We start from the raw sequence: 18457 nt of genomic DNA, 5'->3' as shown, positions 1-18457 counted from the left end.
GCAGTGAGCAAGAAGGACGACATCTTTGCCAAACCGCTCGGCCAGGTGGCCGGGTTCAGCTTCGACCAGTCGGTGGTGGAAGTCTTTCCGGACATGATCCAGCGCTCGGTGCCCGGCTACACCACCATTGTGGCGATGATCGGCACCCTGGCTGAGCGCTACGCCCAGGCCGGCAGCCGCTGTTACGACCTCGGCAGCTCACTGTGCGCGGCCACCCTCGCCATGCGCCACCGGATCCCGGCGGCGGATTGCGAAATCATCGCGGTGGACAATTCTCCGGCGATGATCGAGCGCGCACGCACCGTACTGGCCGCTGACAGCGGCCAGATCCCGGTGCAGCTGGTGTGCGACGACCTGCAGAATGTCGCCATCGACAACGCCTCAGTGGTGGTGCTGAACTTCACCCTGCAGTTCATTTCCACCGGCGAACGCGAAGCCATTCTGCAGAAAATCCACGACGGCCTGCGCCCGGGCGGCGTACTGATCCTATCGGAAAAGGTCGCCTTCTCCGACGTGGATCACCACGAACTGATGATCGACCTGCACCACTCGTTCAAGGCCGCGAATGGCTACAGCGCGCTGGAAATCGCGCAAAAGCGCAGCGCGCTGGAAAATGTGCTGATCCCGGAAACCCTGCAGGAGCACCGCGCCCGCCTGAAAAATGTAGGGTTCAGCAGCGTCGATGTATGGTTCCAGTGTTTTAATTTTGCCTCGCTGATCGCCATCAAGCGCCGCGACGGCTGACAGACCTTCGTCATCCATGATTGACTACACCCCGCTTTACGCTGGGCTGCAGCATATTCCCGCGCTGCGCCCCTGGCTCGCCACACTGCCGCAACAGATTGCCGAGGGCCTCAGCCCTGCGCGCTGGGGCGATCTGCCGGACTGGCAGGCCGTATTGCAGGCGCTACCGGAGATTGCACCCTCTTCTGTCGACGTTGCAGACGAGGTGCGCATCGGCAGCGCCGCCGACACCAGCAATGAGCTGCGTCAACTGTTGGAATCGCAACTGCGCAAACTGCACCCCTGGCGCAAGGGCCCCTGGACCCTATTCGATATTTTCATCGACACCGAGTGGCGCTCGGACTGGAAGTGGGACCGCGTAGCGCCGCACCTGCACGGTCTCAAAGATCGCCTGGTACTGGATGTGGGCTGTGGCAGCGGTTACCACTGCTGGCGGCAGTATGGTGCCGGCGCGCGGCGGGTCATCGGCATCGATCCCTCCGCCAAATTCGTCGCGCAGTTTTACGCGCTGAAGAAATACCTGGGACTGGAGAAACCGGTGGATGTGTTGCCGGTCGGTATCGAGGCCCTGCCCGCCAACCTGCAGGCCTTCGACACCACGCTGTCGATGGGGGTGCTCTACCACCGCCGCTCGCCGCTGGATCATCTACGCGAACTCAAAGAGACCCTGCGTCCCGGTGGCCAGCTGCTACTGGAAACCCTGGTCGTCGAGGGCGGACTCGGAGACTGCCTGGTACCAGAGGACCGCTACGCGAAAATGCGCAATGTGTTTTTCTTCCCCAGTACCGCCACCTTGGAAAGCTGGCTGCGCAAAACCGGCTTTGTGGATGTGCGCACCGTGGATCTGGATCGCACTCGCCTGGAAGAACAGCGCAGCACCGACTGGATGCACTTTGAATCCCTGGTGGATTTCCTCGATCCGAATGACCACAGCAAGACCATCGAAGGCCACCCGGCCCCCCTGCGCGCGACCCTGACGGCCACCGCGGCGTAACCGGCAGATCGCGACCAACCCTCCCCTTTGATCCGCAATATTCCATGCGCCATGGTGCAGCAAATTAGTCGTTTGTTGCACCAGCTCTAGCGCGCGCCAAATAATATTTTGAATTCCTGCCCGTATGTTGCGCCGCTGATAGGCTTCAGCGAACGTGTCCGCTCTGAGCAACAGGCCCGCGGGCCATATAACTACACTTATAACTGCGCCGGGACTTCCGGCGCGCGACGAGAGACACCCCGCACACATGAGTATCAGTGTTTTCGAGCTGTTCAAAATCGGCGTTGGGCCCTCAAGCTCCCATACTGTTGGCCCCATGGTGGCAGCCAGGCAATTTGTCTGCGACCTGGAAACCCGTGGCGAACTGGTAAAAACCGAGCGCGTCGAAGTACATCTGTACGGTTCCCTCGCCCTCACCGGCATCGGCCACGGCACCGATATGGCGGTGCTGATGGGACTTGAGGGCGAAGCCCCCGACACTATCGATGTGGATCGCATCGACGGACGTCTCACGTATATCGATGAGCACCAGCAATTGATCCTGAACGGCACCCGCGCCATCCATTTTGAGAAGGGGCGCGATCTGCAGTTTCACCGGGATGTATTCCTGCCACAGCACTCTAACGGCATGACCTGCAAGGCCTTCGCCGACGGCGAGCTGCTGTTTCAGCGCAGCTATTTCTCCATCGGCGGCGGCTTTGTGCTGTCGGAAGAGGATTTCCAGAACAAGGACCAGATTGCCACCCTGCTGCCCTATGACTTCAGCTCCGCGCAGGAAATGATGAATGTCTGCGAGCGCCACGGCTGGACCATTGCCGAGCTGGCAATGGAGAACGAGAAGGCATTTCGCAGCGAGCAGGAGGTAAAAGACGGCCTGTGGCACATCTGGGAAGTGATGGACGCCTCCATCCAGCGCGGCTGCCACCAGAAAGGTGTGCTGCCAGGAGGTCTCGGTGTGCGCCGCCGCGCCGAAGAGCACTACCGCGAGCTGTCGAAACAGACCGAAGATGAGCGCCGCCAGGGGCTTGCCATCCTCGACTGGGTGAGCCTGTATGCACTCGCGGTAAACGAGGAAAACGCGGCCCGCGGACGTATTGTCACCGCCCCCACCAACGGCGCCGCTGGCGTGATTCCGGCCACCATCGCCTATTACGTGAACTTCGTGCACGAGGCGGAGAAGCACGGGGACCTGAAAGATCAGGTGGTGGAATTCCTGCTCACTGCGGGCGCCATCGGCATGCTGTTCAAGAAAAACGCGTCCATTTCCGCAGCGGAGGTGGGCTGCCAGGGAGAGATTGGTGTCGCCTGCTCTATGGCGTCCGCCGGCCTTGCGGCGGTCCAGGGCGGCAGCAATCAGCAGATTGAAAACGCCGCGGAGATCGGCATGGAGCACAACCTGGGACTCACCTGCGATCCGATCGGCGGACTGGTGCAGGTGCCCTGTATTGAACGCAACACCATGGGCGCGGTAAAGGCGATCAATGCCGCGCGCCTGGCCCTGCGCGGTACCGGTGCACACATCGTGCCTCTCGACAGTGTGATCGAGACCATGCGCCAGACCGGTATCGACATGCAGAGCAAGTACAAGGAAACGTCACTCGGTGGGCTCGCAGTCAACGCGGTCAACTGCTGAAAAAGCCCAGCCTTTTCGTCACCCCGGCACGCCGTGCCGGGTATAGAGATCGAAGCGGCCGGATTTGCCCTCGAAACGCAGGTTCGGTTTTGCGCCGGCGAGGTCCGGCGCAAGCCGCGGTCTTTTCACCACGGTGCGGTAATAACAGGCCGCGTAGGCTGGCGCCAGCAGCGCATCCGCGTCTTCGTCAGCGCCCACGATTTCGTGAAACGCCACCATGTCTTTTTTCACCCTGGCGCTTTTTTCGCGGCTCGGAAACATGGGATCCAGATAGATCACCGGGATGGACTCCGCCGGTTGTGCTTCAAGCCATTCCACTGCGCTTTCTATGCGCGGTTCCAACACCAGGCGCTGGGCGATGGGGGCGAGTTCAATATCTCTCTCCGCGGCCTCCTGCAGGCGCCTGACGCCATCGGCCAACAGCGCGTGTACCAACGGATTGCGCTCCAACATTCGCACTTCGCAGCCGAGAGACGCCAGCACAAACGCATCCCGCCCGAGGCCCGCGGTGGCATCGACAACGCGCGGATAGAAGCCACTGCGCACACCCACCGCCTTGGCAATCTGCTGCCCCTTACCGCCGCCGTATTTACGCCGGTGTGCAGCAGCGCCAGAGACAAAGTCCACCGCAATCGGACCCGGTGCCTTGCGCCCAGTGGCACAGAGCTGCAGCCGCTCGCCACAACTCAGCACATACGGCTGGTCGTCGATGTATTTTTCATCCACCAGCCCGAGAAACGGTAACTGCAACTGCGCCGCCAGTGCTTCTGCCTGCTCGGAATACGACGGCTCTGCGGCGATGACTGCCAACGGCATAACGGGCTCTTCCTTCGCTCAAAGCGGGGAATTTAACCGGGATAGAGCAGCCATTCCAGTGCGGATTCAGTGTCGTCGGCGGGAAACGGACGCACTTCGGCGCCAACAAAGTGATTTAGCAGCTGCGGCATAAAGCCGAGCAGTGCATTGTCGGAAAGCACCGCGATGCGGTGCACATGGCGGTGCTGGTTGCGGGTAAACACACAGTGAGAAACCAGAGCGGCGAAATTCTGCCAGCCGCGAAAGTGGCGCGCATCGATCAACAGCCCCTGAAGATAACCATGCTGGCAGATAACGGGATCGACCTGCGCTGCGAGTGCGCGAAACTCCGCTGGCTTCAATTCCGCAACCGGGCGGATCTCCAGAATGTCGTGGTGGTGATGCCAACAGTGCTCAATCATCGGCTGTCAGAGTTTTGTTACTGCTCTTTTCAGCCTAGGAAAGAATGCGGCGGCGGGAAAGAAAAAAGGCCGCGAATATTCGCGGCCTTTGGCAGACACCGTTAACGGTAAGCTCCGGGCGCTTACTGCTGCGGCTCCTCTTCGGTTTTGTCTTCGCCGCGGAGCTTGTCTAAGGCATCCTCGGCGGCATCTTTGGTTGCGTCACCGGCATCCTTGATCGCGTCACCGGCGTCTTCGGCGGCATCTTTAATAACGTCACCGGTCTCCTTTGCCGCACCCTCGATCGCATCACCGGCTTCTCTGGCTTCATCGCGCAATGAGTCGGGAGACTGAGGGTCGTCAATGATGGGCGCTACGTCATCGTCATCTGGTGGCATGGTGGACTCTGAGTCTGGCGGCGTAGTGGTGTCCGGTGGAGTAGTGGTATCCGGCATACCCGAGTCGCTGTCTGGTACCGGCTGGGTACTTTCCGCAGGCGGTTTCTCCAGTTTGTCATAGGCGTCGTCCGCACTGTGATCCGTTCTCTTCGCCATAAAATAGCCGATGATCAACAGCAGAATTATCAGTGGTAACAGTAATTTCTTCATATACCCAATGACCCCTGGTCGGTTGTGCAGGATTCAGAACGAGCTGGGCCAACCTCTACCCGTTGCGCCAGTTGACGCGATATTAATTTGCCCTGTCGTTACCGGTCAGCGCCACAACGGATTTCGCAGAATGCGGGATTGCAGAAGAAGTCGGCGCCAATACTGATAAGAATAATCTTCAATTGCCGCACTTCAAGGAACATTGTTCCCGGAATCAAGTATTAATTGCTATTAAACAACCAGCGGATTATTTAGGCGGGATCTATATGGTTGCGCCTTTTGCGGGGAAACAGGCTGATGCAACGCGGGCAGATATGAGCGGTCACCCCTGTAGGTAGCGGTCCAGTTGTACCAGCAGATTCTCCGCCTCGCCATCCGCGACGGCCGCTTCGCAGCTTGTCAGCTGCAGGCGCCCCTCGGTGTCGACACTCGCAAAAATCAGGTATTGCTTGCCCTCGCGGAGCTTTTCTTCACAGTCGTCCAATGTCAGGCGGAACGCCAGCAACCTGGCGGACTCCCCTTTCCAGACTTTCTCCGCCACACCGGAATAGACGTACCCGAGGATCGCCATCATGCCCGGTTCCGACAGCGCATGATCGATCATACGGTGCACGCCGGTGATGCGGACTTTTGCCACCAGCTCGGCCTCGGCAACACGACGTGACACGGCTTCGTCGAGCGGCAGGTCACTGCCACCCTGAGACTTGTCGGACACCGCTGGATGCGCTTCGAGATTGCCCGCGTGCAGCGCGGCATCAGATACGCGCTCATTGGCACAGCCCGCGACGACTGCCACGGCTGCCATCAGTGCCATCCCGCACGCCATACCTGGCCCTGTATAAATAGATGGGCGATTCAACACTTCCCCCTTCGCAATCCCTGCGCTCTACCCTTGGTTTCTTTCCCTGCCATTTTCGCCTGTCACCAAAATCATCAACAAAAAAGGGCGCCGAAGCGCCCTTTGGGTCTGTTACTGCAGCGGCAGCAGTTCAAGCTCCACACGACGGTTGGCCTGACGGCCGGCGTCGCTGTCGTTGCTGGCGATGGGGTAACGCTCACCATAGCCGACCGCCTGCACGCGACCAGCGGCAACACCGCGAGAACCGAAGAAGTTGGCCACGGACTGGGCGCGACGTTCACTCAGGGTCTGGTTGGTAACGTCGGAACCCGTGCTGTCGGTGTGGCCGCTTACACGAATTGCTGTCTTGTCGAATTCTTTCAGCACCAGGACTACGGAGTCCAGAGTGCCGTAGAAATCGGTGCGGATTTCGTAGCCGCTGGTCGGGAAGGTGATGTTGCCCGGCATGATCAGGCGGATATTGTCGCCCTCACGCTGAACCCGTACACCGGTACCTTCCAGCTTCTGGCGCAGTGCCATTTCCTGGCGGTCCATGTAGTAACCGACACCGCCGCCAATGGCTGCGCCACCCAGCGCACCGGTGATGGCGCCTTTCTTGCGATCGCTCTTGCTGGCGGTTGCCGCACCGATGATGGCCCCAGCTACGGCACCAGCACCCGCTCCTTTGGCGGCATTGCTGGTTTTACTTTCCTGTGTGTAGGGGTCCAGAGTGGTACAACCAACCAGTGAGCCCAGGGCAAGAATTGCTACCCATTTTTTCATTTAAGCTTCTCCTAACGCTTTTACTGATAACCGGTAAAAATACGGCGGTTGAATGCAGTATCGCTTCCGAAATCTGACTGGAAGCTGAACCACATTCGCCTTGGGCACGAAGACTATGCGCAAAGTCCTCTAAGGTCTACTGCACAGATCCCAAATTTGACGCCCTCTGCATTTCATTTTGCCTGCCGCGAACAAACCCGGATTTCGTTTCCTTGGGAAACACCCGGCGCCGGTCATTGCCACCGACGGTTGATTTCGGTGTGCCCGCCTGTAATGGGTTCTTCCACAAGATCTGTGGATAACTTTGTGCATGAATGCAATAAAGTCGACCCAAGCCGGCGCCATCTCTTGCCCCCAGCGATTTGCGCACTTTTTGGCCCCAAAGATTTATTCCTTAAAAATCAGTAGGTTACAAGATAATTCGTTTTTCCCGTACCAATTTGGCGGCTCCATACACCACTACCCACAGGCCGCGTGAACATGTGGAAAAAAACTTGTCAAGGCTTGACCGGGGGAGAACGGCAGGATTCCGGGAGATTTCCAGAAACTCGGGTGGAAATACGCGCTGCGGGAAGAGTTTACCCCGTTGCGGTGACAGTTTGGTGATGGCGCCCACGACGAGTTGCCGACATTTTGACCAGCGCCTGACAGAGAGCGGCGAAGACAAAGTGCGCGCCGGCACTGGAAATGATTCAGTAATGAGGTGGTTTTTCGTCCTCCGGCTTCGACCCCTTCTGCAGTTCATAACTGAGGTCCTGGTATTTTTCCGCCACGTCCTTAACCCGCCCCAGCAGGGCGCGAAGCTGCGCGTCCTGCACCGCAATCACATCGTTCAGTTGGGACAGGGTGTCCTCCTGGAATGCCAGGCGGGTTTCCAGTTCATCCACTCGCGCGGCAAGCCGCGTTACTTCATCGCCCATGGTGCTCTACCTGCGTTCAAATCCCGATTGCCGTTTCTGTATTCCGGTGTTCGACACTTACAGCAGTCGGTAAAGACACTGCATGAGCCCCACCGCTCGCTGATCCATAAACAGGCTTTGCCCCATACGCGAAGTGACGTAGCCGAAACCCACCTCCGCCAGCGGATCGGCAAAGCCGATGCTGCCGCCGGCACCGGGGTGGCCGAAGCCCGCGGGACTGCCGAAATAAAGATCCTGGGCCTCCCCAGATCGAATAAAGCCACAGGCGAATGCCACCTCGGCCTGAAGGATGGCATCCTGTCCGCGACTCTGTTCCTCAATGGACGTTCGCAGCAGATCCGCCGGCAGCAGCGCAGGTGCTTCGCTCGCGAGATCGCCGTAGATCGTCGCCAGGTCCCGCGCGCTGAAATGGCCGTTGGCCGCCGGAATCAGTGCACCCCGCCACGACGCCCCATTGGTTCCCATCATCAGGGTGACGGGGTTGGTAAACGCGGTAGCCACCGGGCCCTGCCGATCCTCCTTAATGGAGCGGCCAATGGCGTTATCGCGCAGTTCCGGCAGCGGCTTTTTCAGAGGGCCCACATCGGCAATGCTTGTTGAGCGGTGGCCCACCGCGCCGAAGCCGCCGTCCAATGCCAGGGGTTCCGCCACTCCCTCGCAGTACAATGACATCAGCGACAGGCCACTGGCCTTCTCGATCAGACCACCCAGTGTCCAGCCGTAGAGGAATGGCGCATAGCCCTGCCGCGACCCCGGTGTCCACCAGGGTTCCGTGGCCGCCACTTGCCTTAGTGCCGCCTCCCAGTCATAGATCAGGTCGTCGGCAACTTTTTCCCGAAACGCGATGACTCCGGAGCGGTGACAGAGCAACTGCCGACCGGTGATATCCTGCTTGCCGGCGGCAGCAAATTCCGGCCAATAGTGCGCCACCGGCAGATCCAGATCCAGCCGGCCCGCCGCTACCTGTTGTAGCGCAATGAGGGCGAGCACACCTTTGGAAGAAGAAAACACATTGGTGAGCGTATGCTCTTCGAATGGCCGCGCACCATCGCGATCGGCACTACCGGCCCACAGAGAGGCGACAATCTCTCCCCGCAGCACAGCACAGAAGGATGCCCCCGTATCACCATGATCGCGAAAGTTGCTGGCAAAAGCGTCGTACAGGGCTTCATAGCCCGGTGCGCAGTATCCCTGGATATCCATTGGGAGAAGTCCGGTATCTGAGAGGGTTAGACAGACCGGCACACCTGGGGCGCGACCGGCCAAAACGGGGCGCAAGGATAGCGGATAGCGCAATGACTGTTAAGGAAACGGACAAAGGACTCCCCGAGACCCGGCGATGCGCCTGGTCAGTCACTCGGCGTGGGTTCGAACTCCTCAAGCCGGTAGCCGCAGTGCTTGCAGAATTCGGAGTCTGCATCGTGGCCGGCGCGGCCGCAGTTGTGACAGCGGGCCAGCTGTTTTTCCCGACCCAGCTCGTGTGCCAGTTCCGCGGTGACTATGCCGGTGGGCACGGCAATGATGGAGTAACCGATCAGCATGGTCATGGAGGCGATGGTTTGCCCGAGCGGGGTGTGCGGGGTGATATCCCCGAACCCCACGGTGGTGATGGTGACGATCGTCCAGTAGATACTCTTGGGAATACTGGTAAAGCCGTGCTGCGGTCCTTCGACCACAAACATCACACTGCCAAAGATGATACAAAGTACGAGTACACCAGCATAGAACACCAGTATCCGCCGCCGCGCCTGCCACAGGGAGCGCGCTAGTATGTTGGCGTCTCTCAGGTAACGCACCAGCTTCAGAATCCGGAAGATCCGCAGCACGCGCAGCAAGCGGATCACCATCAGGTAGGTGGCACCGGTGAAAATCAGAGCGAGATAACTCGGTAGAATCGCCAGCAGGTCGACAACACCGTAAAAGCTGAAGATGTACTCCCGCCGGTCCCGGGCACAGTAGATCCGCGTCAGATATTCCACGGTAAACAGGGCGGTAAAAAACCACTCCAAGACGAAAAAAACTTCGCCATAGCGCACCCACCAGCTCTGCACCGATGCCAGCAGCACCAGCGCCACGCTGAGCAGGATGGCCCAGATCAGGACAACGTCAAAAAGTTTACCCGCGGGGGTATCGGTACCGAAGATGACTTCGTTCAGCCACTTGCGGGCTCCAGTCAGCGCCATTCGCTCTTTTCCTTCTTGGCGGATGCATACTCGGACATTCTAGCCGAACCCGGCTCCGAAACCTCAATCTGCGCGCCCTTGGTCTGATCCCCTCTTTATCGAAATCCCGCGCTTCGCTATCCTTGCCCGCCCATCATCGACGTACCAGCAGCCCCATGAGCGACAAAAACCGACTCGTCTATTCCACTGACCGCGGCCGCATCAAAGAGGAACCGCCTAGTGAGAGACGCCACCAGGGCGACGGCTATGTGCGCATCCAGCGCGAGACCAAGGGCCGCAAGGGCAAGGGCGTGACCTGTGTGCGCGGCGTGGAGGGTACCGACAGCGAGCTCAAGCTGCTATTGGCGGAGCTAAAAAAGCGCTGTGGGTGCGGCGGTGCGCTGAAGGACGGCGTGATCGAAATCCAGGGCGACAAGCGCGATGAGATTAAGCTGCTGCTGGAGTCCAAAAACTACAAGGTAAAGCTGGCCGGGGGTTGATCCCGGCCTTCTCAACTCAAATGACCGCTGCCAGGCGCAGCGGCTTGATGTCGCGGCGCTTTTCTTCTGCCAGACACAATCCCAACAGGCGCGCGAGCAGTAACTGATATCCCTCGTGCACCACCGCACTCGCGTGTTTGCAGCGCAATTCCAGCGCCTGCAACTGGCTAATGAGTTCTCCTGACCGGCTGTGGCCGGTGATGACAACCTCTCCTTCCCCGCAGGCGGCCAGTTTCTGCAGCAGATCGTCACTCAGCAGGCCCTCGTTGTGCGTGGCAACCTGATAAACCTGGCGGATCTGTTGTACCGCCAGAGGTGGATATTTCTGCAGCAGCGCCGCGGGCAGCTCACCGACGGCGTGCTGCTCGATCATTTCGCACACCAGATCGCCAGTGCGTTCCAGGGCGCAGAGCGGCTCCCGCAGCTGCTCAAACAGGGCGAGTTTTGCCAGCAGCGCGCCAGCCGTATTGCGCTCCGGCGTATCCATACCCACTACCGTTTTGCGTATGCGCTGGAGGAACATGGCATGTATCTGCCCTCGTTGCTGCTGACACTCCTGGATGCGCACCCGGTTGTGTTTGCGGGTTTCGTCCGCGGCTGCGGGCGTGGTACCGGTGAGATGATATTTGCGCGGGTCGATACGCACGTTGGCGCGCACCAGCGCCGCCCCCAGTTGGATGCGCGCGCCGTGCAATTGCAGTTGTCCGTGGCGCTGCTCCAATTCCTGTAAGTCCACCAGGCGGGCGCGCAACCAGTCGATGGTCTGCTGCAGGTCCAGCTCCGCCAGCTCTGCATTGGCTGGTCCACTATTGGGTAGGAATTCCCGCGGAATCACCCGGTTGAAATACTCTGTCAGTGTCTGTTGAGCCTCCTCGACCTCCCGGCTGGCGGTGAGCAGCAGATGATTCTCCACCGCGCGGCAACTGTCGTCCGCCCCCACACGGCTGACTCTGATACACAGTCCATCGAAGTCCAAGAACAGCTTCGGAAAGGAAAAGTCACCGCGCGCCAGCAGAGGGTTGAAACCGCGCTCCTCAACCGCGGCAATGCGCTCGTGCCCGGCGGGCTCCGCCGGGCTCCAGCAGTCGGTGGTCTCACCCATCGACATTTCGATACTGGCCCGGGTTTGCTCATCGAGATTGGCACGCAACCAACGCACCGCTTGCGGGACATTGGCCAGACGCTTGCCCACCAATTGCGCCTCGCGGTTGATTTCTCCACACACCAGATCCGCATGTAATAACTGGTTCCAGCGCTCAGCAAAATCGGCAAACCCATCGCTGCCGATGATCTGCGCGGCAGCGCAGTCTGCACGGGTCTCCAGACGCCGGGCCAGGGGTCCACTGGCGGCGCGATGCAGCCTGAGCAGACGATCGGTAACCGGCACCAGCGCCAGCCCGCAACTGGCCAGCAAGCGGTGCAGCGGTTGAAGAACTTTTGCGGTTCCCGCCCCGGCGCTGAGCAAGGTCAGTTCCTGCTCCATCGCCTCCTGCATCTGCTGCAGTCGCTGCACTGGCGTCAGCGCGAGGTCGCTGGCAAGCCTGCTCCAGCGCCCGTGAAAGCCGCACATGGATCTGGCGATCAGCGCCAGCACGTCACTGGCTCTCAAACTGGCCACTGCGGCGAGCCCGAGACTCAGCCTCGGTTGCCCGGCCGTGTCCTTCCTCACGCGAATTTCCGCCCCGGGCGTCACCTCCACCAGCGCGCCGGTAGTGGCACTAGCGGCCGAGAGGTTGCGCGGCCCCGCCAGCCTGCCGGTAATTCCCAAGCCGACCTTTTGTTGCAGTATCTCGAGCAGCAGAAACAGCCCTGGCGCCTCTTGCTTGCGCAACCGCTCACCGGCCACGCCATCCACTGGAGAAACCACGGGAAAGAAATAGGGAATAGGCAAAAGCGCCGCAAACACACCGAGCAGCACTAGCTTAACCAGCACGCCCGCCATCGTGGCGAAACCGAAAGAGCCCTCAAGAATGGCCGCCGGTATCGCCCACAGTGCCAACCCCACGTAATACACGCACAGGCCAAACATCAAGCAGAAAAGCGCCGGCACCAACGCCGCGCCGAGCATACCCGGCAGTATGGCCAAGCGGCCGGCATTCACGTTAACTTCGGGCGCGCTCTCCGGGAGAAACAGCGCTTCCAGTTGGGCGCGGGCACTCGCCATTGCGCCCGTGTCACCGCCAGGAAGCTTCTCACGGGATACCTGAACGCGCGGCCGGTTGGCTGGCAGGTCTTGCGAAGACAGGCTGCCCCCTGCTTTTTTCGTATCCGCCGATGACGTATCGACTGGCCCGGCGGGAGGTGCCGCGACCTGAGCCGTTTCTGCCACCTCCGGATTCAACTTCGCCTTGCGCTGGCGGGCAAACTGCAGTCGGGCAAGGATTGCGCGGTTGTCGAACTTGCCCGCCGGATGCACCTCGATTTTCAGGCCGATCTGCTGCAGCTGTGTGCGATACTGCACCACCTGCGCTGGAGTCAGTTGATCTTTGATCACCCAGCCCTTAACAAACAGTTTGCGCGCCTGCTCGGTCTTGATAGAGAACGCACTAGCCATCTGCTGCAATACCTCCGCCGGCGATTTGGCACGGAGAGTTTTACCCGCAGAAACAATCTGGAATTTTTGCTGGGCTGACATCGGGAGCTCACTGCACAGGGCTTGCTGGATATAGGAAGGCGTGAGAGTAAAAGATTCCCCTTGAGCGGTGTGCGCACTGGTTCTCAGACAGCCGGCCAGTCAACGGCGAATGACAAAATGGCAACGGGCATCACAAGGTGATCGCTAACGCCATCGCATCCGGAACCCGATACCACGTCACGGGAAGTGATTGACGGCAAAGACTGCGCCTCTTCAATCAGGGTTTGGACTCCGGTGTCCAGACCTCAATCTCTACCCCGTGTATCGGATGCTGGCGGGCGTCGAATACCGGCTCTGCAATCCCATTGCGTCGCTGTGTCTCGTAATCCGCGAATACGCGAATTGCCACACCGGAGAGCAGTAGAATGGCCAGTAGATTGGCAGACGCCATAAACCCCATAGACATATCAGCCATATTCCACAGCAGCGCAAAGTTGTCGGAACTACCGCTATACGCTACCCAGGCCCCGAACAGGATGAAACAAAGGTACAGCGCCCGGTAACAGAAAATCGACGTGCGGGTATGCCAGAGGTAAAAGATATTGGTTTCCGCGTAGTAGTAGTTGGCGATGAGGGACGTAAAGGCAAAAAACAGCAGTGCTATCGCCACAAAGCTGTTTCCCCAGGGGCCCACCTCACTGGCCAGCGCCGTCTGGGTCAGGGTTACCCCTTCTGTGGCGCTGCTCAGTTCCACATTGCTCAGCAGAATAATCGCTGCAGTAGCAGTACAAATCATGAACGTGTCGAGAAATACCGACGCCATCTGCACATAGCCCTGCACTACCGGGTGTTTTACATCTGCCGCCGCGCCAACATTGGGAGACGATCCCATCCCGGCTTCATTGGAAAACAGCCCGCGCTTAATACCGTTGGCCACCACCGCACCAAAGGTGCCTGCCCCTATTTCCTGCAAGCCGAAAGCACTGCGGAAAATTAATCCGAACACCTCCGGCATACGGGTGAGGTTGATCGCCACAATATACAGGGCGACGGCGATGTAACAGAGCGCCATAACCGGGACTACAACGCCTGCAAAGCGACCGATGGATTGGATGCCGCCGAACACCACCAGCGCTGCCACCAGCGCAATCGCCGCACCGATCAGCAATGGATTGATCCCCCACGCCGCATGTATCGCTTCCGCCATGGCGTTGGCCTGAACAGCGTTGAAAAAAAATCCGAAACAGAAAATCAGGAACACGGAATACACCACGGACAACCACTTCCACTTCTTGCCCAGCCCTTTATCGATGTAATACGCGGGGCCGCCGCGAAAGGTTCCGTGAACTTCCCCCCGCTCCTTAAACGTCTGCGCAAGAGTGTTTTCGATAAAACTGGTGGCCATGCCCACCAGCGCCACCATCCACATCCAGAAAATGGCACCAGGACCGCCAGTGGTAATGGCCACCGCGACACCGGCAATATTGCCGGTACCCACCCGCGCTGCGGCACTGGTGGCAAATGCCTGAAATGAGGACACGGAATCATCGTGTTCCTTGCGAAAACTCCGCGCCATTACATTGACCATATGGCCAAAGGCGCGGATCTGCACAAACCCGGTGCGCACCGTGAAATACACTCCGGCAGGTAACAGCGCCGCAATCAGGATACCCAGCCACCAGATACCACCGATGCCACCCCAGGCAATGTGGTTGCCGACATTGATTACCGAGCTCAACCCATCAAGTAACGCCTGCATGTCCCGCTCCCTGCCCTGCTCTTCTCCGTGCTCGCGTGTGCGGTGTGCCGCCGTAAAAGATTAGCAGCCGCATTTTGCGAAGCGGGTATCTTTTGTTCAGACTGAAACCAGGCCGGGGAACGCATAAATACCGTCCGCCCATTGTTATCACTAAACGCGGGCGTAAAATGCGTCCTTAGAAAATCCACTTCCGATCACCAGAGACGTTGACCGCCGCTATGCCCAACACTTCGCCACAGAAACAAATCGCGCCCTACGGCAGCTGGGCCTCAAATATCAGCGCCGACCTGCTCACCGCTGGCAATGTGCGCCTGAGTGAAGCGCGTCTGTTTGACGGTAAAGCCTACTGGCTGGAGTCCCGCCCCGCGGAAAAAGGCCGCTCGGTGCTGGTGGAATACGACCTCGACAGTGAAAAGCCTGCGCCCAGGGATCTTATCCCCGCGCCACTCGGCGCCCGCACCAAGGCGCACGAATACGGTGGCGGCGTCTACACCGTTGGCAACGGGTATGTCTATTTTGTGCTCGCCGCCGACCAGCGCATCTACCGCATCGCCCCGGGCAGTGATATCCCCGAACCCGTCACACCGGCTGGCCCCTGGCACTTCGCCGACCTGCAGCTGGACCAGCGCAGAAACCGCCTGATCTGCGTGCAGGAAGAAGAAAGTGAATCCGGATGCGAGGCCGTCGCGCGCCTGATCGCCATTGCGCTTGATCGCGAGCAGGGAGAGGAGTTCGGCAGAATCACCGTGCTCGCTGAGGGCGCGGATTTCTATTCCAATCCGGCACTGAGTCCGGATGGACTGCAGCTGAGCTTTCTGCAGTGGCACCACCCGGACATGCCCTGGGACGCCACCGAATTGATGTTGGCTGAACTGGATGAAACCGGCGCAGTTGCCAAAGCCCGCCACATTGCCGGCGGCAACCGGGAATCCATTTTTCAGCCCCAATGGTCTCCGAGCGGCCAGTTGTACTACATCTCCGATAAAAACAACTGGTGGAATATTTATCTCGCAGGCAGCGACCAACCCCTGTGGGATCTCGACGCCGAATTCGCTACCCCGCAGTGGGTATTCGGGATGTCCACCTACGGTTTTCTCGATGATGCGCGAATCTTCTGCACCTTCACCCGGAGCGGCCGCTGGCAGCTGGCGCTGTTGGACCTGAACACCAGTCAACCGCAGCTGCTCGAGCACAGTGGCTGCGACTTTGAAAGCATCCACTGTACCGGCGACCGCGCCCTCTTCATCAGCAGCGGTACCGCGGACTTTCCATCTGTGGTGATGTACCAGGCCGACAGCAACCGTTTCACCACCATTGCCAGCAGCAGTGCCGCGCCAGTGGAAACCAGCTGGTTTTCCCGTGCACAAACCATCGTATTTGAACATAAGGATCGCGTGGTACACGCCTTTTACTACCCACCCTGCAGCCCTACCTACACTGCGCCAGAAGGTGAAAAACCGCCGCTGATTGTGTTCGGCCACGGTGGCCCAACGGGCGCCACCTCAGCCGGACTCAACCTCAAGGTGCAGTACTGGACCAGCCGCGGTTTCGCCATCCTCGATGTCAACTACTCCGGCAGCACCGGCTACGGTCGCAAATACCGCGACCGCCTGCAGGGCCAATGGGGAATCCTCGATGTGGAAGACGTGTGTGCCGGCGCGGAATACCTGGTGCAACAGGGCCTCGCCGATCCAGAGCGTTTGCTGATCAAAGGGGGCAGCGCCGGCGGTTATACCGTGTTGGCGGCACTGACCTTCCACGACACCTTTTCCGCCGGAGCCAGCCACTACGGTATCGGCGACCTGACCACGCTTGCCCGCGACACCCACAAATTCGAATCCCGCTATCTGGACAAACTGGTCGGCCCCTGGCCCGAAGCAGAGGCTGTGTACCGCGCCCGCTCGCCGATTAATCACATTGAGCAATTGGATTGCCCGGTGATCTTCTTCCAGGGTATGGAAGACAAAGTGGTACCGCCGGACCAGGCAGAAACCATGGTGGCCGCACTGCGTACCCGTGGTATTCCGGTGGCCTACATCACCTTCGAAGATGAGGGCCACGGCTTTCGCGGCGCCGACAGCATTAAGCTGGCGCTTGAAGGTGAACTGGAGTTTTACAGCCGGATATTCGGTTTTCCGCTGCCCACCCCGGGAACGGGAATCAAGATCGACAATCTGCGGGAGGTCTGCTGATGGGGCGCTGGAGACCGCCGCGGCCTCGCGGTTCGCGCTACATCACACCGGAAGGCGCGCGCCGCATGCGTGCGGAAGTAAAGCAATTATGGGAAGTGGAACGGCCGCGCGTTACACAGGCAGTCAGCGATGCCGCCAAATTGGGGGACCGCAGCGAAAATGCTGACTACATCTACGGCAAGAAAAGACTGCGGGAAATCGACAGCCGGGTGCGCTTCCTCACCAAGCGCCTGGAAGAAATTACCGTGGTCGACCGTATTCCCGACGACCGGGAAAAAATATTCTTCGGCGCCTGGGTGACTCTGGAAGACGAGCATGGTGTAGAAGTGAAATACCGCATCGTTGGCCCGGATGAATTCAACGTTAAGGAAGGCCTGATTTCCATGGACTCCCCTGTCGCCCGCGCCCTGCTCGGCAAGCGACTGGATGATGAAATTGAGATCCAGCAAATGGAGCAGAGGGTTACTTACTACATTGTAGAGATTGAATACCCCTCCCCCAGTGCTGGCTAACAGCGACATATTTCATATGTATTCTTCCTTCTAGATTGGCAACAAAATGTGGTTGCATCTGAGTGGCGACCACATGAGCACTGACTATATTAGAAGGAACTGGCAGCGCCCAGCACCCACAAAACCGTCAAGTTTTCGCCCTAATCCATCTTACGAGTCTTTCTCAAATCACTCGGTGTCATGCCGAACAGCATTTTGAATTGGTCAGTAAAGCGCGATTGAGATTGGTACCCACAACGTTCTGCGATAAGTCCGATAGGCTCGATAGTGCTTTGAACCAAATGCAGCCCAAAGCCAAGTTTGGTTCTATTTTTAATGTCCTGCACACTGGTTTTTTCGGCCTTCAACTTGCGCCGCAATGTCGATTCACTCATACACAGCAAGGTACATAGGCGCTCTACGCCCCAATCATCAGCAATATTCTGATTAATAATTTCATACACTTGGTGACTTAAGCTCGGCGGCTCGGCGATGCCACATACTTCTTCGTGACCAGACAAATAAATAAGATTCAAAAGTTCTTGTTTACGAAACTTCAGCGCACCTTTGGGCACTTGGGTCGAAAACTCAATGAATTGTGCAAGAGCGATACTCAACGGCTTGTTGATCTCGCCCAGAAAGTACCTTTTAGTACTTTTCGGTTTATGCCTGAACTGACTAAAATCCGCGTAGTCAAATTCCAGCAGCACAGCAAAATATCCATCATTCCTGCTACTCGGAATATTTCTCATATCCACATCGGGACTATTGGAGAGAAAGACAAAGCTGCCGGCAGGACACTTTTCCCGCTCCTTTCCTAGTAGCTTGGTACCACCGAGGATAAAGATTAACAGCGGCCTGATGACTGGCACATTGGCCAAACGCTGTTCTTTGACCGAAGAATAGACAGAAAAAGGTAAATCAGAGTGAGTATCGACGGCACCTTTGGCCAGCTCCTTTAGTTTTTCATACGAGAGGCATGCTTGAGAATTTAGATTAACTGAAACCACAGCGCTTCCTATTCATCCATTGGCATAACGTCCACCAGCCTTTATTGATTAT

17 protein-coding genes are annotated in these 18457 nt (G+C 58.6%); 6 read left to right on the top strand and 11 right to left on the bottom strand.

Features of this window, described 5'->3' with window-relative positions; translation table 11 throughout:
* The first annotated feature begins 3 nt into the window (after nt 1-3).
* The 3 genes from cmoA to FDY93_RS09245 all read left to right on the top strand — a co-directional run bounded on the left by cmoA (nt 4) and on the right by FDY93_RS09245 (nt 3371).
* Nucleotides 4-744 carry a carboxy-S-adenosyl-L-methionine synthase CmoA gene (gene cmoA, locus FDY93_RS09255; protein WP_138235441.1) on the top strand — a complete coding sequence of 247 codons (741 nt, stop codon included), beginning with the start codon at nt 4-6 and terminating at the stop codon, nt 742-744.
* 16 nt (nt 745-760) lie between these two features.
* Nucleotides 761-1738 (top strand): tRNA 5-methoxyuridine(34)/uridine 5-oxyacetic acid(34) synthase CmoB, encoded by a 978-nt coding sequence (cmoB, locus tag FDY93_RS09250; RefSeq protein WP_138235440.1) that lies wholly within the window; start codon nt 761-763, stop codon nt 1736-1738.
* A gap of 247 nt (nt 1739-1985) precedes the next feature.
* Entirely contained in the window at nt 1986-3371 is a 1386-nt protein-coding gene (locus tag FDY93_RS09245) for an L-serine ammonia-lyase (RefSeq protein WP_138235439.1), read from the top strand.
* An 18-nt stretch (nt 3372-3389) separates the two neighbouring features.
* On the opposite strand, the gene FDY93_RS09240 is transcribed toward FDY93_RS09245, so the two are convergent.
* The 8 genes from FDY93_RS09240 to FDY93_RS09205 all read right to left on the bottom strand — a co-directional run bounded on the left by FDY93_RS09240 (nt 3390) and on the right by FDY93_RS09205 (nt 9899).
* Nucleotides 3390-4187: a class I SAM-dependent methyltransferase gene (locus FDY93_RS09240; RefSeq protein WP_138235438.1), complete on the bottom strand. Its 798-nt coding sequence runs from the start codon at nt 4185-4187 to the stop codon at nt 3390-3392.
* Between the two features lie 32 nt (nt 4188-4219).
* Nucleotides 4220-4588 (bottom strand): SpoIIAA family protein, encoded by a 369-nt coding sequence (locus tag FDY93_RS09235; RefSeq protein WP_138235437.1) that lies wholly within the window; start codon nt 4586-4588, stop codon nt 4220-4222.
* A gap of 122 nt (nt 4589-4710) precedes the next feature.
* A complete protein-coding gene (locus tag FDY93_RS09230) occupies nt 4711-5175 on the bottom strand; it encodes a hypothetical protein (protein WP_138235436.1) in 465 nt (154 codons plus the stop codon).
* Between the two features lie 322 nt (nt 5176-5497).
* On the bottom strand, nt 5498-5989 hold the full coding sequence (locus FDY93_RS09225; RefSeq protein WP_138235435.1) for a hypothetical protein: 492 nt from the start codon (nt 5987-5989) through the stop codon (nt 5498-5500).
* Nucleotides 5990-6145: 156 nt separating this feature from the next.
* Nucleotides 6146-6796 (bottom strand): YiaD family glycine zipper/OmpA-like lipoprotein, encoded by a 651-nt coding sequence (locus FDY93_RS09220; protein ID WP_138235434.1) that lies wholly within the window; start codon nt 6794-6796, stop codon nt 6146-6148.
* 692 nt (nt 6797-7488) lie between these two features.
* Complete coding sequence (locus tag FDY93_RS09215) at nt 7489-7716, bottom strand: SlyX family protein (protein WP_138235433.1); 228 nt, start codon at nt 7714-7716, stop codon at nt 7489-7491.
* Between the two features lie 57 nt (nt 7717-7773).
* A complete protein-coding gene (locus tag FDY93_RS09210) occupies nt 7774-8919 on the bottom strand; it encodes a serine hydrolase domain-containing protein (RefSeq protein ID WP_138235432.1) in 1146 nt (381 codons plus the stop codon).
* A 146-nt stretch (nt 8920-9065) separates the two neighbouring features.
* Nucleotides 9066-9899 carry an ion transporter gene (locus tag FDY93_RS09205; protein WP_138235431.1) on the bottom strand — a complete coding sequence of 278 codons (834 nt, stop codon included), beginning with the start codon at nt 9897-9899 and terminating at the stop codon, nt 9066-9068.
* A gap of 155 nt (nt 9900-10054) precedes the next feature.
* On the opposite strand from FDY93_RS09205, the gene yciH reads away from it, so the two are divergent.
* Nucleotides 10055-10378, top strand: a complete 324-nt coding sequence (gene yciH / locus FDY93_RS09200; RefSeq protein WP_138235430.1) for a stress response translation initiation inhibitor YciH — start codon at nt 10055-10057, stop codon at nt 10376-10378.
* Between the two features lie 16 nt (nt 10379-10394).
* On the opposite strand, the gene FDY93_RS09195 is transcribed toward yciH, so the two are convergent.
* Together FDY93_RS09195 and FDY93_RS09190 are read right to left on the bottom strand one after the other, a co-directional pair.
* Nucleotides 10395-13013: a hypothetical protein gene (locus FDY93_RS09195; protein ID WP_138235429.1), complete on the bottom strand. Its 2619-nt coding sequence runs from the start codon at nt 13011-13013 to the stop codon at nt 10395-10397.
* A gap of 217 nt (nt 13014-13230) precedes the next feature.
* Complete coding sequence (locus FDY93_RS09190) at nt 13231-14712, bottom strand: alanine/glycine:cation symporter family protein (RefSeq protein ID WP_138235428.1); 1482 nt, start codon at nt 14710-14712, stop codon at nt 13231-13233.
* A 218-nt stretch (nt 14713-14930) separates the two neighbouring features.
* On the opposite strand from FDY93_RS09190, the gene FDY93_RS09185 reads away from it, so the two are divergent.
* Both FDY93_RS09185 and greB read left to right on the top strand, forming a co-directional pair.
* Complete coding sequence (locus FDY93_RS09185; protein WP_138235427.1) at nt 14931-16904, top strand: S9 family peptidase; 1974 nt, start codon at nt 14931-14933, stop codon at nt 16902-16904.
* Complete coding sequence (greB, locus tag FDY93_RS09180) at nt 16904-17416, top strand: transcription elongation factor GreB (protein WP_138235426.1); 513 nt, start codon at nt 16904-16906, stop codon at nt 17414-17416. The genes FDY93_RS09185 and greB overlap by 1 nt, the downstream gene beginning before the upstream one ends.
* A gap of 140 nt (nt 17417-17556) precedes the next feature.
* Here greB and FDY93_RS09175 read toward each other — a convergent pair whose 3' ends face one another.
* Complete coding sequence (locus FDY93_RS09175) at nt 17557-18405, bottom strand: helix-turn-helix transcriptional regulator (protein ID WP_220446144.1); 849 nt, start codon at nt 18403-18405, stop codon at nt 17557-17559.
* Nucleotides 18406-18457 lie beyond the last annotated feature (52 nt).

The sequence above is a fragment of the Microbulbifer harenosus genome, assembly GCF_005771435.1.
GTDB classification, from domain to species: Bacteria; Pseudomonadota; Gammaproteobacteria; order Pseudomonadales; family Cellvibrionaceae; genus Microbulbifer; species Microbulbifer harenosus.
The sequence above is the reverse complement of the archived record's forward strand: the minus strand, read 5'-3'. Positions and strand labels throughout refer to the sequence as shown.